General features: G+C 74.5%; 17 protein-coding genes and 1 pseudogene. 12 read left to right on the forward strand and 6 right to left on the reverse strand.

The genetic code is table 11. From position 1 onward, the window contains the following. Nucleotides 1-4 precede the first annotated feature (4 nt). From ABZ858_RS24925 to ABZ858_RS24955, 7 genes are read left to right on the forward strand one after another with little or no spacing between them, the layout of a single operon-like run. Nucleotides 5-268, forward strand: coding sequence for a gas vesicle protein GvpG (locus tag ABZ858_RS24925; RefSeq protein ID WP_361382622.1), 264 nt, complete (start codon nucleotides 5-7; stop codon nucleotides 266-268). Further along, nucleotides 265-1,026: a DNA primase gene (locus ABZ858_RS24930; RefSeq protein ID WP_361382625.1), complete on the forward strand. Its 762-nt coding sequence runs from the start codon at nucleotides 265-267 to the stop codon at nucleotides 1,024-1,026. The genes ABZ858_RS24925 and ABZ858_RS24930 overlap by 4 nt, the downstream gene beginning before the upstream one ends. Continuing rightward, complete coding sequence (locus ABZ858_RS24935) at nucleotides 1,023-2,183, forward strand: SRPBCC family protein (RefSeq protein ID WP_361382628.1); 1,161 nt, start codon at nucleotides 1,023-1,025, stop codon at nucleotides 2,181-2,183. The genes ABZ858_RS24930 and ABZ858_RS24935 overlap by 4 nt, the downstream gene beginning before the upstream one ends. Beyond that, nucleotides 2,180-2,557: a gas vesicle protein gene (locus ABZ858_RS24940; RefSeq protein WP_361382631.1), complete on the forward strand. Its 378-nt coding sequence runs from the start codon at nucleotides 2,180-2,182 to the stop codon at nucleotides 2,555-2,557. The genes ABZ858_RS24935 and ABZ858_RS24940 overlap by 4 nt, the downstream gene beginning before the upstream one ends. After that, nucleotides 2,554-3,390 (forward strand): GvpL/GvpF family gas vesicle protein, encoded by an 837-nt coding sequence (locus ABZ858_RS24945; RefSeq protein ID WP_361382633.1) that lies wholly within the window; start codon nucleotides 2,554-2,556, stop codon nucleotides 3,388-3,390. The genes ABZ858_RS24940 and ABZ858_RS24945 overlap by 4 nt, the downstream gene beginning before the upstream one ends. Further along, complete coding sequence (locus tag ABZ858_RS24950; RefSeq protein WP_361382636.1) at nucleotides 3,387-3,584, forward strand: gas vesicle protein; 198 nt, start codon at nucleotides 3,387-3,389, stop codon at nucleotides 3,582-3,584. Before ABZ858_RS24945 ends, ABZ858_RS24950 begins: the two co-directional genes overlap by 4 nt. Next, nucleotides 3,581-3,862 (forward strand): gas vesicle protein K, encoded by a 282-nt coding sequence (locus ABZ858_RS24955; RefSeq protein WP_361382639.1) that lies wholly within the window; start codon nucleotides 3,581-3,583, stop codon nucleotides 3,860-3,862. Before ABZ858_RS24950 ends, ABZ858_RS24955 begins: the two co-directional genes overlap by 4 nt. Before the next feature lie 59 nt (nucleotides 3,863-3,921). Here the strand turns inward: ABZ858_RS24955 and ABZ858_RS24960 are convergent, their stop codons facing one another. Then, complete coding sequence (locus ABZ858_RS24960) at nucleotides 3,922-4,749, reverse strand: class I SAM-dependent methyltransferase (protein ID WP_361382642.1); 828 nt, start codon at nucleotides 4,747-4,749, stop codon at nucleotides 3,922-3,924. Between the two features lie 191 nt (nucleotides 4,750-4,940). Beyond that, the gene (locus ABZ858_RS24965; protein WP_361382645.1) at nucleotides 4,941-6,473 is read right to left on the reverse strand and encodes a phosphatase PAP2 family protein; all 1,533 of its coding nucleotides are present in this window, start codon (nucleotides 6,471-6,473) and stop codon (nucleotides 4,941-4,943) included. Nucleotides 6,474-6,646: 173 nt separating this feature from the next. On the opposite strand from ABZ858_RS24965, the gene ABZ858_RS24970 reads away from it, so the two are divergent. After that, nucleotides 6,647-8,266 carry an ATP-binding cassette domain-containing protein gene (locus ABZ858_RS24970; protein WP_361382648.1) on the forward strand — a complete coding sequence of 540 codons (1,620 nt, stop codon included), beginning with the start codon at nucleotides 6,647-6,649 and terminating at the stop codon, nucleotides 8,264-8,266. A 69-nt stretch (nucleotides 8,267-8,335) separates the two neighbouring features. On the opposite strand, the gene ABZ858_RS24975 is transcribed toward ABZ858_RS24970, so the two are convergent. Beyond that, nucleotides 8,336-9,454, reverse strand: a complete 1,119-nt coding sequence (locus tag ABZ858_RS24975; protein ID WP_361382651.1) for a Vms1/Ankzf1 family peptidyl-tRNA hydrolase — start codon at nucleotides 9,452-9,454, stop codon at nucleotides 8,336-8,338. 57 nt (nucleotides 9,455-9,511) lie between these two features. Between ABZ858_RS24975 and ABZ858_RS24980 the strand changes: the two genes are divergently transcribed. Next, nucleotides 9,512-9,763, forward strand: a complete 252-nt coding sequence (locus ABZ858_RS24980; protein WP_361382654.1) for a DUF6158 family protein — start codon at nucleotides 9,512-9,514, stop codon at nucleotides 9,761-9,763. Nucleotides 9,764-9,884: 121 nt separating this feature from the next. Here ABZ858_RS24980 and ABZ858_RS24985 read toward each other — a convergent pair whose 3' ends face one another. From ABZ858_RS24985 to ABZ858_RS24995, 3 genes and pseudogenes are all read right to left on the reverse strand, one after another. Continuing rightward, on the reverse strand, nucleotides 9,885-10,427 hold the full coding sequence (locus ABZ858_RS24985; RefSeq protein ID WP_361382657.1) for a type 1 glutamine amidotransferase domain-containing protein: 543 nt from the start codon (nucleotides 10,425-10,427) through the stop codon (nucleotides 9,885-9,887). A 379-nt stretch (nucleotides 10,428-10,806) separates the two neighbouring features. Next, nucleotides 10,807-11,196, reverse strand: a pseudogene (locus tag ABZ858_RS24990) (CBS domain-containing protein); the annotation flags it as partial. A 93-nt stretch (nucleotides 11,197-11,289) separates the two neighbouring features. Beyond that, a complete protein-coding gene (locus tag ABZ858_RS24995; RefSeq protein WP_361382660.1) occupies nucleotides 11,290-11,691 on the reverse strand; it encodes a DUF2795 domain-containing protein in 402 nt (133 codons plus the stop codon). A gap of 219 nt (nucleotides 11,692-11,910) precedes the next feature. Here ABZ858_RS24995 and ABZ858_RS25000 point away from each other — a divergent pair, with 219 nt between their 5' ends. The 3 genes from ABZ858_RS25000 to ABZ858_RS25010 all read left to right on the forward strand — a co-directional run bounded on the left by ABZ858_RS25000 (nucleotide 11,911) and on the right by ABZ858_RS25010 (nucleotide 15,193). Further along, nucleotides 11,911-12,663: a hypothetical protein gene (locus ABZ858_RS25000; protein ID WP_361382663.1), complete on the forward strand. Its 753-nt coding sequence runs from the start codon at nucleotides 11,911-11,913 to the stop codon at nucleotides 12,661-12,663. 203 nt (nucleotides 12,664-12,866) lie between these two features. After that, entirely contained in the window at nucleotides 12,867-14,117 is a 1,251-nt protein-coding gene (locus ABZ858_RS25005) for an aminotransferase class I/II-fold pyridoxal phosphate-dependent enzyme (protein ID WP_361382666.1), read from the forward strand. Next, a complete protein-coding gene (locus ABZ858_RS25010) occupies nucleotides 14,114-15,193 on the forward strand; it encodes an MBL fold metallo-hydrolase (protein WP_361382669.1) in 1,080 nt (359 codons plus the stop codon). The genes ABZ858_RS25005 and ABZ858_RS25010 overlap by 4 nt, the downstream gene beginning before the upstream one ends. Nucleotides 15,194-15,410 lie beyond the last annotated feature (217 nt).

The raw sequence follows: 15,410 nt of genomic DNA on the forward strand, positions 1-15,410 counted from the left end.
GGTCATGGGACTGATCTCGGAGGTGCTGCTGCTGCCGTTCGCTCCGGCGCGCGGCAGCTCCTGGGCGATCAGACAGGTGCTGCGCGAGGCGGAGCGCATCTACTACGACCCGGCCACCGTCCGGGCCGAACTCGCACGGCTGGAGGAGCGTCTGGAGGCGGGAGAGATCACCGAGGAGGAGTTCGACCGCCAGGAGGACGAGCTTCTGGACCGCATGGAGATCGGCCTGCGCGGGGGCGCGGGGACGGGTGAGGGGACGGCACGATGAACCGAATGGGACTGGGCCTCGCGGTAGGGGCCGGATATCTGCTGGGACGTACCAAGAAGGCGAAACTCGCCTTCGCCGTGGGCAGCCTGGTCGCGGGCAAGAAGCTCAACCTGAGCCCGCGCGCCCTCGCGGACCTGCTCGGCCAGCAGCTCAAGGACAATCCCCAGTTCAAGGAGATCGGGGACCAGCTGCGCCAGGATCTGCGCGGTGTGGGCAAGGCGGCCTCCGGGGCCATGGTCGAGCGGCAGATGACGGCGCTCGCCGACCGGCTGCACGGCCGTACCGCCCAGGTCCGCGACGAACTGGCCGGTGTGGTGCCCGACGGTGGCCGGCGGGACTCCGAGGGCGGCGAGGACGCCGGCGAGGAGGACGAGTACGAGGACCGGGAGGGCCGCGAGGCCGAGGAGGAACCCGAGTCCGAGGACGAATCCGAGGAGGCGTCGGGAAAGGGGTCCGGTTCCGAGGAGGACTCCGGGGACGCGGAAGGCCGGGGCGGCCGCGGCGGCGGTGACCGCCGGTCGAACGGCGGCCGGGCCGCCAAGAAGGCCCCCGCCAAGAAGGCGCCCGCGAAGCAGGCCGCCCAGAAGGCACAGTCCGGTGCTCCGGCCAAGAAGACGGCGAAGAAGGCCCCCGCCAAGAAGACGGCGGCGAAGAAGACCACCACGGCCCGCAGGACGGCCGCGAAGAAGACGGCCGCGGCCGGTGACGCTCCCCGCGCTGCCCGGTCCCGGTCGGCGAAGGGCGGCGGTGACCGATGACCGAGACCCTCGGGTCCGCGACCTCCGCGGCCGGCAAGGCGGCGGGCAAGGCGACCAAGGACAACCCGCTGAGCGACCTCGCCCACAGCGAGGCCGCCGACCGGCTGAAGGCGGAGGCGCAGGAGTACCTGGCCGCGCAGGCCGAACGGCTGCTGGCCGGCTTCGGCCGCAAGCTCGGTGAGACCACCGGGAAGCTCAACGACATCGCCGAGGGCAACAGCCCCGGCTTCGCGAAACTCGCCCTCGAAGGCGGCCGCAAGATCGCCGAGGGCAAGGGGCCGGTGCGCTCGGCGCTGGAACTGGGCGCCTCGCACGCCAAGGACAGCGTGGTGGGCGCGCTGAAGAACCTGGGCGGCGGCAAGGGCAAGCGCAAGAGCGGCGGCGGCAACAAGCCGACCGTCATCATCGAGTCCGTGGACGTCGGCGTCTCCCAGCGCACGGCCTACGACCAGTGGACCCAGTTCAAGGACTTCGCCACCTTCGCCAAGGGCGTCAAGAGCGCGAGCCGCGCCGACGACACCCACTCCGACTGGCAGGCGAAGGTCTTCTGGTCCAGCCGGAGCTGGAAGTCCCAGACCACCGAGCAGATCCCCGACTACCGCATCCAGTGGACGTCCGAGGGCGCCAAGGGCAGCACGAAGGGCGTCGTCTCCTTCCACGAGCTGGAGGAGAACCTCACCCGGGTGCTGCTGGTCATGGAGTACTACCCCAGCGGCCTCTTCGAGAAGACCGGCAACATCTGGCGGGCCCAGGGCCGCCGCGCCCGGCTCGACCTGAAGAACTTCGCCCGGTTCATCACCCTCAAGGGAGAGGCGGAGGACGGCTGGCGCGGGGAGATCCGCGACGGCGAGGTCGTCCAGAGCCACGAGGACGCGGTCGCCGAGGAGGAGGAGGCCGAGGGCACCGAGGAGGGCCAGGAGGAGGGCCAGGAGGAGCCGGACGAGGAAGAGGCCGCCTACGAGGACGAGGACGAGTCCGAGGAGGAGCCCTACGAGTCCGACGCCGACGAGGAGCCCGAGGGGGAGTACGAGGACGAGCCCGAGGGCGAGGAACCCGAGGACGAGTACGAGGACGAACCCGAGGGCGAGTACGAGGAAGAGGAAGAGGACGAGCCCGCGGACGAGGACGAGTACGCCGAGGGCGGGAGCCGTCGATGACCACGCCGAGCAGGCTGCCGGATCCGTACGGCGCGGGCAGTGGGGCCAATCTGGCCGACATCCTTGAACGGGTGCTCGACAAGGGTGTCGTCATCGCCGGCGACATCCGGATCAACCTGCTCGACATCGAACTGCTCACGATCAAACTCCGGCTCGTCGTGGCCTCGGTCGACAAGGCCAAGGAGATGGGCATCGACTGGTGGGAGAGCGACCCGGCGCTCTCCTCCCGGGCCCGCCGCGACGAACTCACTCGGGAGAACGCCGAGTTGCGTGAGCGACTGGCGCGCCTGGAGGAGCTGGAGCTGGAACAGGGCAGCGGCCGTACGGCCCGTACGGGCCGTACCCGGCGCACGGCCCCCAAGGAGGCACCATGACCGGACTGCGGTACGTCTACGCCGTCTGCCGCCCCCTCGGCGCGCCCCTTCAGGCGCAGCTGACGGGGGTGGCGGGCGCGCCGGCCAAGCTGCTGAACCACCACGGCCTGGTCGCGGTCGTCAGCGAGGTCCCGGAGCGGGACTTCTCCGAGGAGGCGCTGCGGGCCCGCCTGGAGGACCTGGACTGGCTCGCCGCCACCGCCCGCGCCCACCAGGGCGTGATCGACGCGCTCACCGTCGTCACCACCCCGCTGCCGCTGCGGCTGGCCACGGTCTTCCGGGACGACAGCGGGGTGCGGGCCATGATCGAGTCCCGGGAGGAGCACTTCCGCGCCGCCCTGGACCGCCTGGCGGGGCGCGTGGAGTGGGGCGTCAAGGTGTACCTGGAGAGCGGTCCGGAGGAGTCCGGCGCGCGGCAGCCCGCGCCCAAGGCCGCGTCCGGCCGGGACTACCTGCGGCAGCGGCGGCAGCAGACACGGGCCCACGAGGACCAGTGGCAGCGGGCCGAGACGTTCGCGACGCGTCTGCACGAGAGGCTGTCCGCGTTCGCGGAGGACTCCCGGCTGCACGCCCCGCAGAACCCCACGCTCTCCGGGGCCGCCGGCCGCAACGTGCTCAACGCCGCCTATCTGGTGCCCCGCGCGCACTCCGAGGAGTTCGTGGAGCTGGTGGACCGCACGAAGGACGACGCCCCGGGGCTGCGTGTGGAACTCACCGGGCCCTGGGCGGCGTACTCCTTCGCCGGGGACACGGCAGGGGAGACGAGTGGCGGGACGGCCGGGGAGAGCGGCGCGGGGGAGACAGCCGGTGAGACGGCGGGGGAGAGGGCATGACGGTCGTCGAACGCCGTGAGATCGCCCTGGTCGACCTGCTCGACCGGCTGCTGGCCGGCGGGGTCGTCATCACCGGCGACATCACCCTGCGCATCGCCGACGTCGATCTCGTCCGTATCGACCTGAACGCGTTGATCAGCTCGGTGAACGCGCAGGTGCCCTCCCCCTTCGAGGCCCTTGAGGAGCCGTTGTGACCGCCCGCAAGCACCTGGAACTCGAACCCGACACCGTGGAGCGCGACCTCGTCAAACTCGTGCTCACGGTTGTCGAGCTGCTGCGCCAGCTCATGGAGCGGCAGGCGCTGCGGCGCTTCGACGAGGGGGACCTCACCGAGGAGCAGGAGGAGCGGATCGGGCTGACCCTGATGCTTCTGGAGGACCGCATGGGCGAGCTGCGCGACCGCTACGGCCTGCGGCCCGAGGACCTCAACCTGGACCTCGGGCCGCTGGGACCGCTGCTCCCCAGGGAGTGACGCGGGAACGCCTTCAGCGGCTGCCCGGCGCCGGGGCCCAGCGCCGGGACGGTGCCTGGTCAGGCGTCCTTGCGGCACAGGATCTCGCCGTGCAGGACGGCGAACCAGGCGTCCTCGTGCCCGCCCCACTCGCGCCACGCGCGGGAGACGGCCCGCAGTTCCTCCTCGGTCGCGTGCCCGCCCCCGACCGCCCGCTCGGCGTACGCCGAGGCCAGGGTGCGGTCGGCCCACAGCCCGCTCCACCACTCCCGCTCCTCGCGGGTCGCGTACGTCCAGGTGCCGGAGGTGGCCGTGACGGCGGCCTCGGGAAAGCCCGCCCGCAGCGCCCAGGACCGCAGCCGGCGGCCCGCGTCCGGCTCACCGCCGTTGGCGCGGGCCACCCGCTCGTACAGCTCCAGCCAGGCGTCCAGGCCCGGCACCTCGGGGTACCACGTCATCGCCGCGTAGTCCGCGTCCCGGACGGCGACGAACCCGCCCGGCCGTGTCACCCGCCGCATCTCGCGCAGCGCCTGCACGGGGTCCCCCACGTGCTGCAGCACCTGATGGGCGTGGACCACGCAGAACGTGTCGTCCGGGTAGTCCAGGGCGTGTACGTCCGCGACCGCGAAGTCGACGTTGTCCAGGCCCCGCCCGGCGGCCGTGGCCCGCGCCTGCTCCAGCACGCCCGGCGCCTGGTCGACGCCCGTGACATGCCCGTCGGGGACCAGTTCGGCCAGGTCGGCGGTGATGGTGCCCGGCCCGCAGCCGATGTCCAGGACCTTCATATGGGGCTTGAGCGAGCCGGTCAGGTAGGCCGCCGAGTTGGCGGCGGTGCGCCAGGTGTGCGAGCGCAGTACGGACTCGTGGTGCCCGTGTGTGTAGACGGCCGTCTCGCGCGGTTTCGGCATGGCGGTACCCCTTCTCGTCACCCTTGCCCGGCGGGCCCGTGGCCCCGGGGCGGTACGGATCACGGTACGCGCGCATGCCGAATGTTGAGACCAGCGTATTGCTATATGGACTGACGGCCAGTCAGTCACGGGCGCCGGCGGCCGCGGGTACGGGCGGTGGTGGCCGCCGGGCGCGGGAGACGCGGCGGCCGTCAGGGGCGGGTGCCGGCGGGCAGCGGCCGGTACACCGTCAGCGCCTCGGGCAGCTTCTCCAGGCGGACCTCGCCCTCCACCTCCGTGACCTCGCCGTCGTAGGCGAGCAGCGTGCCGGGCGCCAGTCCCTTCAGGACCAGCCGGCGCATCCGGGCCTCCGAATGGATGGGGTGCGGCTGCCGGCCGGTGCGCAGCGCCCGGGGGAGGGAGATCGGGCCCGCCAGCGCGGCGGACAGCAGCCGCAGGGCCGGCCACCGGCCGCCGTGCACCACCCGTACGTCCAGCGCCCCGTCGGCCAGGTCGAGCCGGCGGCCCGGCGCCAGGCCCATGCGGTGATAGGTGCCGTTCCCGGCGAACAGCAGCCACATCGGGCGGACGCGCCCCCGCAGCTCCGCCCGCAGCGGATGGCGGTCCGCGCGCAGCACCCGCAGCGCCGCCAGCACCCCGGCCGGCCAGCCGCCGATCCGCTCCGACCAGCGCTCGCGCTCCCGCACCAGCTCGGGGTAGACGCCGAGGCTGAGAGTGTTGAGGAAGATGCCCTCGGCGCGCCCGGAGCTGAAGCGGCCCACGTCCACCCGCACCCCCTCGCCCCGCTCCACGGCCCGGCTCAGGGCCCGCGCGTCCTCCACGCCCAGGTCGTACGCGAAGTGGTTGAGGGTGCCGCCGGGCAGCACCGCGAGCGGCAGGTTGTGCCGCAGGGCGGCCCCGGCGGCCGTGTTCACGGTGCCGTCGCCGCCGCACACCCCGAGCACCCGGGCCCGCGCCGCCGCCTTCTCCAGTTCCTCGGCGACATCCTCCGGGTCGCACTCGACGATCTCGGCGGCGGGCAGCGCGTCGCGCAGGGCCCGGGCCCGTTCGGCGGTGCCGGAGGCGTGGTTGGCCACCAGGACCAGGCCCTCGCCCTCCGGCAGCGCGGGCACCTCGGCCAGCGGCCGGGCCGGCGGCACCACCTGCGCCCGCGTGGGCACCAGGCCCCGTACGGCGAACGCGGCCCCCACGCCGAGCGCCGCGCCCGCCAGCACGTCGCTCGGGAAGTGGACGCCGGTGTACACCCGGGAGACCGCCACCGAGAGGGCCACCGGGGCCACCGCCGCGCCCCAGCCCGGGGACTCCAGCGCCACACCGGCGGCGAAGGCGGCGGCGGAGGCCGCGTGCCCGGACGGGAAGGACGTGGTGATCGGCTGCTGCTTGAGCCGGCGCATCATCGGCACCGGGTCCAGGACGGGCCGCGGGCGGCGCACCGAGCGCTTGCCGAGCGTGTTGATGGTCAGCGAGGCCAGGCTCAGGGAGGCCAGGCCCCGCACGGCGGCACGGCGGGCGCGCGGGGTGCGGGTGGCCGCGATGGCGGCCGCCGCGGCGAACCACAGCACGCCGTGGTTGGCGCTGCGGCTCAGCCGGGGCAGCACGGGCCCGGCGCCGGGCCAGTGGCGCTCGGCCGCTGCCTCGAACAGCCGGCAGTCCGCTGCCAGCAGCCGCTTCAGCGCGCTGTGCGCACCGGTCTTGGGGACGGTGAGGTCGACGTCTGGGCTCATACAGGCACCGATACCCTGAAGTGGCCGTTTCTTGTGCGTCCGATCTTGTGTGTCCGATGCCTGCCCGCCACGCGCGCGACGGCGATCACGCCATGCGCGCGGCGGTGATCACTGCACGCGCGCGGCGATATGGGTTTGCCCGGATCTCCCGGCGGCGGACACAATGCCTGACCATGGGACACCTGGAAGCCGCGCACCTCGCATACGACCTGCCCGACGGGAGGGCGCTGCTCGGCGACGTCTCCTTCCGGGTGGGCGAGGGCGCCGCGGTGGCCCTCGTCGGACCCAACGGCGCGGGCAAGACGACCCTGCTCCGGCTGATCTCCGGCGAGCTGAAACCGCACGGCGGCACGGTCACCGTCAGCGGCGGCCTCGGCGTGATGCGGCAGTTCGTGGGGTCCGTACGGGACGAGACGACCGTACGCGACCTGCTCGTGTCGGTCGCCCCGCCGCGGGTCCGGGAGGCCGCGCGGGCCGTGGACGCCGCCGAGCACGCCCTGATGACGGTCGACGACGAGGCCGCCCAGCTCCAGTACGCGCAGGCCCTCTCCGACTGGGCCGAGGCACGCGGCTACGAGGCCGAGACCCTGTGGGACATGTGCACCACGGCCGCGCTCGGCGTGGGATACGAGAAGGCGCAGTGGCGGCAGGTGCGCACCCTGTCCGGCGGCGAGCAGAAGCGGCTGGTCCTGGAGGCGCTGCTGCGCGGCACCGACGAGGTGCTGCCGCTCGACGAGCCCGACAACTACCTCGACGTGCCCGGCAAGCGCTGGCTGGAGGAGCGCATCAAGGAGACCCGCAAGACGGTCCTGTTCGTCTCCCACGACCGCGAACTCCTCGCCCGCGCCGCCGAGAAGATCATCTCGGTCGAGCCCGGACCGGCCGGCGCCGACGCCTGGGCGCACGGCGGCGGCTTCGCCACCTACCACGAGGCCCGGCGCGAACGCTTCGCCCGCTTCGAGGAGTTGCGCCGCCGCTGGGACGAGAAGCACGCGCAGCTGAAGAAGCTGGTGCTGAGCCTGCGGCAGGCCGCCACCGTCAGCCACGAACTGGCCTCCCGCTACCAGGCCGCCCAGACCCGGCTGCGCAAGTTCGAGGAGGCCGGCCCGCCGCCGGAGCCGCCCCGCGAGCAGGACATCCGGATGCGCCTCAAGGGCGGCCGCACCGGCGTACGCGCCGTCACCTGCCAGGGCCTGGAACTGACCGGCCTGATGAAACCGTTCGACCTGAAGGTCTTCTACGGCGAGCGGGTCGCCGTGCTCGGCTCCAACGGCTCCGGCAAGTCCCATTTCCTGCGGCTGCTGGCCGGTGGGGACGTGGCCCACACGGGCGCGTGGAAGCTGGGCGCGCGCGTGGTCCCGGGCCACTTCGCCCAGACCCACGCCCACCCCGAACTCCAGGGCCGTACCCTGCTGGACATCCTGTGGTCCGAGCACGCGCAGGACCGCGGCGCCGCCATGTCCCGGCTGCGCCGCTACGAGCTGACCGGCCAGGCGGAGCAGGGCTTCGACCGGCTCTCCGGCGGCCAGCAGGCCCGCTTCCAGATCCTGCTGCTCGAACTGGCGGGCGCCACCGCCCTGCTCCTGGACGAGCCCACCGACAACCTCGACCTGGAGTCCGCCGAGGCGCTCCAAGAGGGCCTGGAGGCGTTCGAGGGCACCGTCCTCGCCGTCACCCACGACCGCTGGTTCGCCCGCTCCTTCGACCGCTACCTCGTCTTCGGCAGCGACGGCCGGGTCCGGGAGACCGCGGAGCCGGTGTGGGACGAACGGCGGGTGGAACGGGCCCGGTAGCCGGGCCCCAGGGGTTCCCCGGGGCCGCGGGCTGCCGGCCCCCGGCCCCGGGTCCCGGGCGCGCGCCGGTCACTTCCAGCGCAGGATCGCGCCCAGCCCGCCGCTCGGCGCGTCCTCCTCCCGCAGGGGAGTCACCGGGGCCAGCGAGAAGACCGCCGCGTCCGTGGCGACCGCCGAGCGGATCAACGCGTCGTCGGCACGCGCCGACCAGGAGTTCTGCTCGCCGAGCACGGTCAGCTCCGTACGGCGCGTCGCCACTTGGTCCGCGTCCTCGCCGATCCACACCCCACGATGGGCGTCGGCGCCCTCGGGACGGATCAGCAACTCCTCAAGACGGTGTTCGCGGGCCGCCTCGACCAGCGCGGGCACCCCCTCCACGGCACCGGCGCGACCCGTGTCGTCGGGCGCCCGGGCGGCCCGGAAACGGTCCAGCTCGCCATCGATCCGGTCCCGCACACGCTCGGCGCGCAACTGCTCCACGTCCTCGTCCAGGAGCCTGCTGCCGGCGCCGTGCGACGCCTCCACCACACGGTCGTGCAGCCGCTTGGGCAGCCGGTCGCGCACCTCGTGCCGCTCCCGCTCGGCACCGACCATGATCAGCAGATCGGCCCCGGCCTCCTCCTGGCAGACACTGAGCGCGTCGGCGATCTCCGCCGCGTTGTGCTCCCAGGTGTTCTCCACCTTCAGCTGGAAGTGCCGCTCCGACCAGTCGACGGTGCTCGTCCGGTGGATCGGCCACTGCCGCCCGGCCACCGTGCCCGCCGGCCGCCGCCCCAGCGCGCTGCGCAGCTCGAAGTCGGCGCCCTTGCGGTCGACGTACGCCACGATCGCCACCGGGTCCTCACCCGCCAGTTCGAGCAGTGGGCCCACCCGGGGCAGCGGCGCCCACTCGGCCCGGCTGTCCCCCTGCGGGGGCCGGGCCAGCGGCGGGTCCAGGACGACCGTGCCGGCCCGCGCGAAGAAGGCCCGGCCGTGCGGGTCGGGGGAGTGGCGCAGCTCCTCGGCCGCGTCCTCCACGGCGTGGCAGGTGGCCTCGTCCGCGCCCTGCCGCGCCAGTTCCCGGACCATCGCCTGGGCCGTCAGGTGCAGCTCGTGCGCGGTGTCCTCCGTGTGCCGCGAGGTGTCGACGTACACGGAGGCCCAGGGGCCGGGATGTTCGTACAGTGGATGCAGGAAGGCGAGATCCATGGCTCCCTCCGGGATGCCGTTCGGTGGCAGTGCTCGCCGGGCGGGTACCCGGACCGCATGGACGAACACGACGAACGGGGCATCGCGATGACCGGAGTCGACCCGGACCGGCTGGACGACCAGCAACTCATGAAGGAGCTGGAGACCATCCACCGCACGCGGCACGACACGCTGCTGTACGGCTCCAACGACGCGCTGCGGGCCCACAACGAGCGCATGGCGCAGCTGGAGGGCGAGTACCTGCGCCGCAACCCGCGGCGGCCCGTCGCCGCGGGCCGCACCCGCGAGGGCGCCCGGGAACGCGGCTGACCGGAGCGGTGCCCGCCGGCGCGCGGGGTGAGCGCGTCGGCGGGCACCGCTCCGTCCGGGGAACCGCCCGGGGAGGGGAACCGCCCGGGGAACCGCGGCGAACGGCCTCAGCCGCTCTCCCTCAGCCGCTCTTGTGGCCGAACACCTCCAGGAAGGTCCGGCAGAACGCCTTCAGGTCGTCCGGCTTACGGCTGGTCACCAGTGTGTTCGGGCCGTTGCCGCAGACCTTCACCTGCTCGTCGACCCAGGTGCCGCCCGCGTTGCGGATGTCCGTGCGCAGGCTCGGCCACGAGGTCAGCGTCCGGTCGCGTACGACGTCGGCCTCGACCAGCGTCCACGGCGCGTGGCAGATCGCGGCCACCGGAAGCCCCTGCTGGAAGAAGTCCTGCACGAACGCGACGGCCTTCTCGTCCATGCGCAGGAAGTCCGGGTTGGCCACGCCACCCGGCAGGACCAGTCCACCGAAGGAATCGGCGGAGGTCTCCCCGACGACCTCGTCGACGGTGAACGTGTCCGCCTTGTCCAGGTGGTCGAACCCCTGGACCTGGCCGGACTGCGTGGACACGAGCACGGGTTCGTGCCCGGCCTCCCGCGCCGCCTTCCACGGCTCGGTCAGCTCGACCTGCTCCACGCCCTCGGGTGCGGTCAGAAATGCGATGCGCATGATGGTTCCAAGTCCTCTCGTCGACCGCCGGCGGGCTGTTCGCCCCCGGCGTGCCTGTTCTTCGCCCGGAGCGTGACCGGGCGGGCGCGGCGGCCCGGTCCGGTGGGCGCGCGTCTCGTCACCAGGGGTGCGGTGGCCGCGCGTCCGGTGACCACACGTCCCAGGGCGGCGTGTCTCGGGGCCGCGTATCCCATGGCCGCGTGGCTCATGGCGTTGGGTCTCATGGCCGTGCGTCTCATGACCGTGTGCCTCATGGCCACGTGCCGGATTCGGTTCCGGAGCCGGTCGTTCCCGGACCGGTCGTTCCCGGACCGGCCGCGCCAGGGCCGGCCGGTCCGGGACCGGCGGGCCCGGGGGCCGAGCGCGGGTCCGGTCCGGTGTCCGGCTCGGCCCGGCTGATGCCGGCGAGCGCCGAGCCCGGGTCCTGGGCCTCCGCCAGGTCGCCCAGGCTCACCACGCCGACGGGCAGGCCGTCCTCGACGACGGGCAGCCGGCGCACGGCGTGCTCGCGCATCAGCGCCACGGCCGCCTCGACGGGGTCCAGCGGACCGACGACCAGCGGATCGGACGTGCACACCGACCCCGCGCTCACCGTCTGCGGGTCGAGGCCCTCGGCCACGGCCCGCACCACGATGTCGCGGTCGGTGAGCACACCGACGATCTGGTGCCCGTCGGCCACGACGACGTCACCGATGTCGTGGGCGAGCATCAGCCCGGCCGCCTCGACGAGCGAGGCGTCCGGCCGCACGGCGACGACACCCGGTGTCATGGCGTCCCTGACGAGTTCCGCCGTCACCTCGGACCCTTCCTGTTGCCGTTCCTGGCCCCGTGCCGCCGTCCCGGCGGCGGCAGGTCCGCGCGCCTAGGCACGGTCCTCCCGTGCGGGCCGCTCGTCGCGGGTCAGGTCCTTCGCCAGCTCCTGCACATTGGCGTAGTGCGCCTTGCGCGGCAGCTGTTCCAGCGCCTCGATCAGCGCGTCGGGCGCGTTCTTGCGGCGCAGTACGCGGGCCAGTTCGCCCGGTGCCGCGGGGAAGGCGCTGCGGCCCAGGATCCTGGCCAGTTCCAGGCGCACGGTCTCCAGGGACGCCCGGGACCCGCCCGGGGCCACCGGTCCGCCCCAGACCTCGGGGTCGTCCTCGGCGGTCGGCTCCGGGTCGTGCCACTCCTCGCTCCGCGTGGGGTGGCCCGACCTGAGCAGTCCCTGCAGTTCGTGCTTCATCTCGTCGTCACGGTGGACACTCAGCCGGTCGCTGCCTCGCTGCATATCTCCCTCCAGATCGGTCGGGGGTGGCCCCCCGCGTACCCGTGCAGGCGGAGCCGACACGGGCTTTCCGGTACGCCGTCCGTCCGTCACCCGATAGGCCCGCCGGTGTCCCGCGAATGGGGCTCGGCCGCGCGCGGTGCGCGACGCCGGGGGCTGTGATGGCTCAGAAGGCACGGACGCCGTGCCGTTCGCCGTCCGCCGGTCCGAGGAGCCCCGCCCATGCGCCGAACCACCTCCCGCGCCCTGTCCGCCGCCGTCCTGGCCGGTCTCATAACGGGGTCCGCCGCGACAGCCGCCACCTCGGCCGCCGCCGCGACGGCTCCGGCGGCCCGGTCGGAGCATCCGGCCCGGTCGGCACCTCCGGCCGCGCGGGGCAATCCGGCCGTATCGGGGTCCGGTCCCGCTGCCGTTTCCGATTCTGCTTCCGGTGACGGCCTGCCGGTCCCCGCCGGGGGTGCCCTGCCGGCCCCCGCGCCCCAGGCCACCTCCGCCGGCGACCTGCCGCCGGACCAGATGCTGCAGGACCCCTTGCAGGACCCGATCCTGCGGGACGCGCTCGCCCACGACCCCGGAGTGGGCCCCGGCGACGACCCGGCCCTCGACTCCGGCCCGGCCCTCGACTCCGGTCCGGGCCCGGATTCCGTTCCGGACACCGCCCCCGCCCCCGCCGCCTCCCGCGCGTCCTCGTACGCCCCCTCCCGTGGCACCTCCTCCTCGTACGACCCCACCCACGGCCAGGCGGCCCCGCACGCGTCCCCCTCCCGCGCCCCCGGCCGCCCCGAGGACACCCGGGACCCCGGCCGTGACCAGCCCTCACGCGTCCCCGGCGCGACCCAGCACGGCGTACAGGCCGGCGAGGGCGGTTCCTTCACCGCGTCCCTGCCGGCGCTGATCGGCGGCGCCGCGCTCATCGCGTTCGCGCTCTGCGGCGCGGCGCACCGGCTGTGGCGGCGCAGGAGGGAGGAGGGCTGACCGGGCCAGGGACGCGCGGACGTACGGACGTCACGGGGCCCGTTGTGATCCGCGCGACCCGCCCCCGCGGCCATGGAACGGCGCCCGCCCGGGTACCCGGCGACCGGGCGCATGACAGCACCGGGCCCGGCACCGGGCCACGACCACAGGCCCACAGCGACAGGACGACACGACTCGCCGTCCGGGACTGCGCGGAGGTACCCATGCGGCGGACGGACCCCGAAGGCCACGGCCCCGTCCGCTACGGGCCGTCGGCCCTCCCCGACGACGGACTGCCCGTCCTGCCGGAGCTGTCCGCCGCGCTCGCCGCGGCCGCGGCGAGCGGCCGGGACAGGCCCATCGGCGGCGGTACGGCACTCCTGGACGCGGCCTGCGGCTACTGGACGCGCCGCGGACTGGCCACCTGGCCCGACCGGGTGGCCGCCGCCCCCGGGGCGCCGTCCCTGCTGCTCGCGCTGACCGCCGCGCTCGGCGGTGACGTCCTGGTGCCCCGGCCCTGCGCCGCCTGGTGGGCGCCGTACGCCCGGCTCCTCGGCAGACCCGCCTTCCCGGTGGCCACCCCGGCCGAGTGCGGCGGCGTACCCGACCCGTACGCCCTGCTGGAGACCGTCCGCAGGGTGCGCGCCGAGGGCGGCGACCCGCGGCTGCTGGTGCTGTCCGTCGCCGACGACCCCACCGCCACCGTCGCACCGCCGGAGTTGCTGCACGAGACCGTCGAGGCCGCCACCGGTGAGGGACTGCACCTGGTCAGCGACGAGACCTGGCGCGACACCGTGCACGCGCCGCACGAGAGGGTGCTGCTCAGCCCCGCCGAGATGCTGCCCGAGCGGGTCACCGTCGTCAGCGACCTCGCCGGCGCCTTCCTGCCGGCCGGCTGGCCCGCGGCGATCGCCCGCTTCCCGGCCGGTCCCACCGGCGACGCGCTGCACGCGCGCGTGCTCGACATCCTCACCGCGCTGGACGCCCGGATCGCCGAACCGGTCGCCGCCGCGGCCGCCTACGCCCTGGCCGAACCCGGCCCGGTGACCGCGCGCCTGACCGCCGCCACGCGCCTGCACGCGCGCGTGGCGCGCGCCGCGCACGCCGTGGTGGTCGCCGCGGGCGCGCCGGCCCGGCCGCCGCAGGCCGGCCGTCATCTGTACGCCGACCTGGGCCCGCTGCGCCCCGCGCTGGCCGCCCGCGGGGTCGGCGACGCGCAGGAACTGGAGGACTACCTCGGCGCCCGCCTGGGCATGAGCACGCCCGGCGGGCACCGCTTCGGCGACGACCTCGCCGCGCTGCGCGTACGCCTGTCCACCGCGGAACTGCTCGGCGCCACCGACGAGGAGCGCACGCAGTGCCTCCGGTCCCCGGCGCCGATGGAACTGCCGCAGGTGCGACGCGCGTTGACCTCCTTGGAGTCCGTCTTCGACGATCTCCGTGACGACGCTCGGCGATGGGAGCTTCCTCGATGACGCAGCAGTCCGAGTCGACCACGTCCGCGACCACCAGCCCGGGCGGTGTCCGGGACGACGACGTCCTGAGCGCGTCCACCCTCGCACCCGCGCCGCCCGCCGCGTTCCCGCCGCTCGCCGAGCCCCGGCCGCTGGGGGAGCGGCGGGTGTGGCCGCGGGCCTTCCACGACCGGCTCACCGCGCCGCTGCCCGGCCTCAAGGCCCTCGCCCGGTTCGCCCGCGAGGGGGCCGTACGCCCGGGCCGGGACGGACTCGCCGGCATCCCGCTGGTGCCGTACGAGCCGGGGCCACTGCCCCGGGTGGACGCCCGGACCGTCGCCGTCACCTGGGCGGGGCACGCCAGTTGGGTCGTCCGGATCGGCGGCCTGACCGTACTGACGGACCCGGTGTGGTCGCGCCGCATCATCGGCACCCCGGCCCGTATCACGCCGGTCGGCGTGGACTGGCAGGCGCTGCCGCGCGTCGACGCGGTCGTCATCAGCCACAACCACTACGACCACCTGGACGCGCCCACCCTGCGCCGGCTCCCGCGCGACACCCCGGTGTTCGTGCCCGCCGGGCTCGCCCGCTGGTTCCAGCGCAGACGCTTCACCCGCGTCACCGAGCTGGACTGGTGGGAGGCGGCCGAACTGGACGGCCTGCGCCTCGACTTCGTGCCCGCCCACCACTGGTCCAAGCGCACCCTCACCGACACCTGCCGGAGCCTGTGGGGCGGCTGGGTGCTCACCGCCCCCGACGGGCAGCGCGTGTACTTCGCCGGTGACACCGGTTACGGCCACTGGTTCTCCCGTATCGGCAGCCGCTACCCCGGTATCGACCTCGCCCTGCTGCCCATCGGCGCCTACGACCCCCGCTGGTGGCTCAGCGACGTCCACTGCGATCCGGAGGAGGCGGTGCAGGCCGCGGTGGACCTCGGCGCCCGCCGGATGGCGCCCATGCACTGGGGCACGTTCGTCCTCTCCGCCGAACCGGTCCTCGAACCCCTCGCCCGAGTCCGCACCGCCTGGGAGAAGGCCGGCCTGCCCCGCGAAGACCTGTGGGACCTGCCGGTGGGGGCCTCACGCGTGCTGGACTGAGACGGGGCGGGGTGGGGCGGGACGCGGCGCGGTGGCGCGCGCGGCCCGGCAGGCGGTCGGGCCGAGGCGCACCCGCCACGCGTGGGCCGTCGGGGCAGGACAGGACGTAAGGCCCCACGGCCCACGGCCCACGGCCCACGGCCCGGCGGACGGAAGGCCGGATCAGGGCGCGTGGCACGCGCAGGCCGTTGGGTCAACACGGCGGCATGTGCGGGCA

The organism is Streptomyces sp. NPDC047017 (genome assembly GCF_040644175.1).
Classification (GTDB): domain Bacteria; phylum Actinomycetota; class Actinomycetes; order Streptomycetales; family Streptomycetaceae; genus Streptomyces.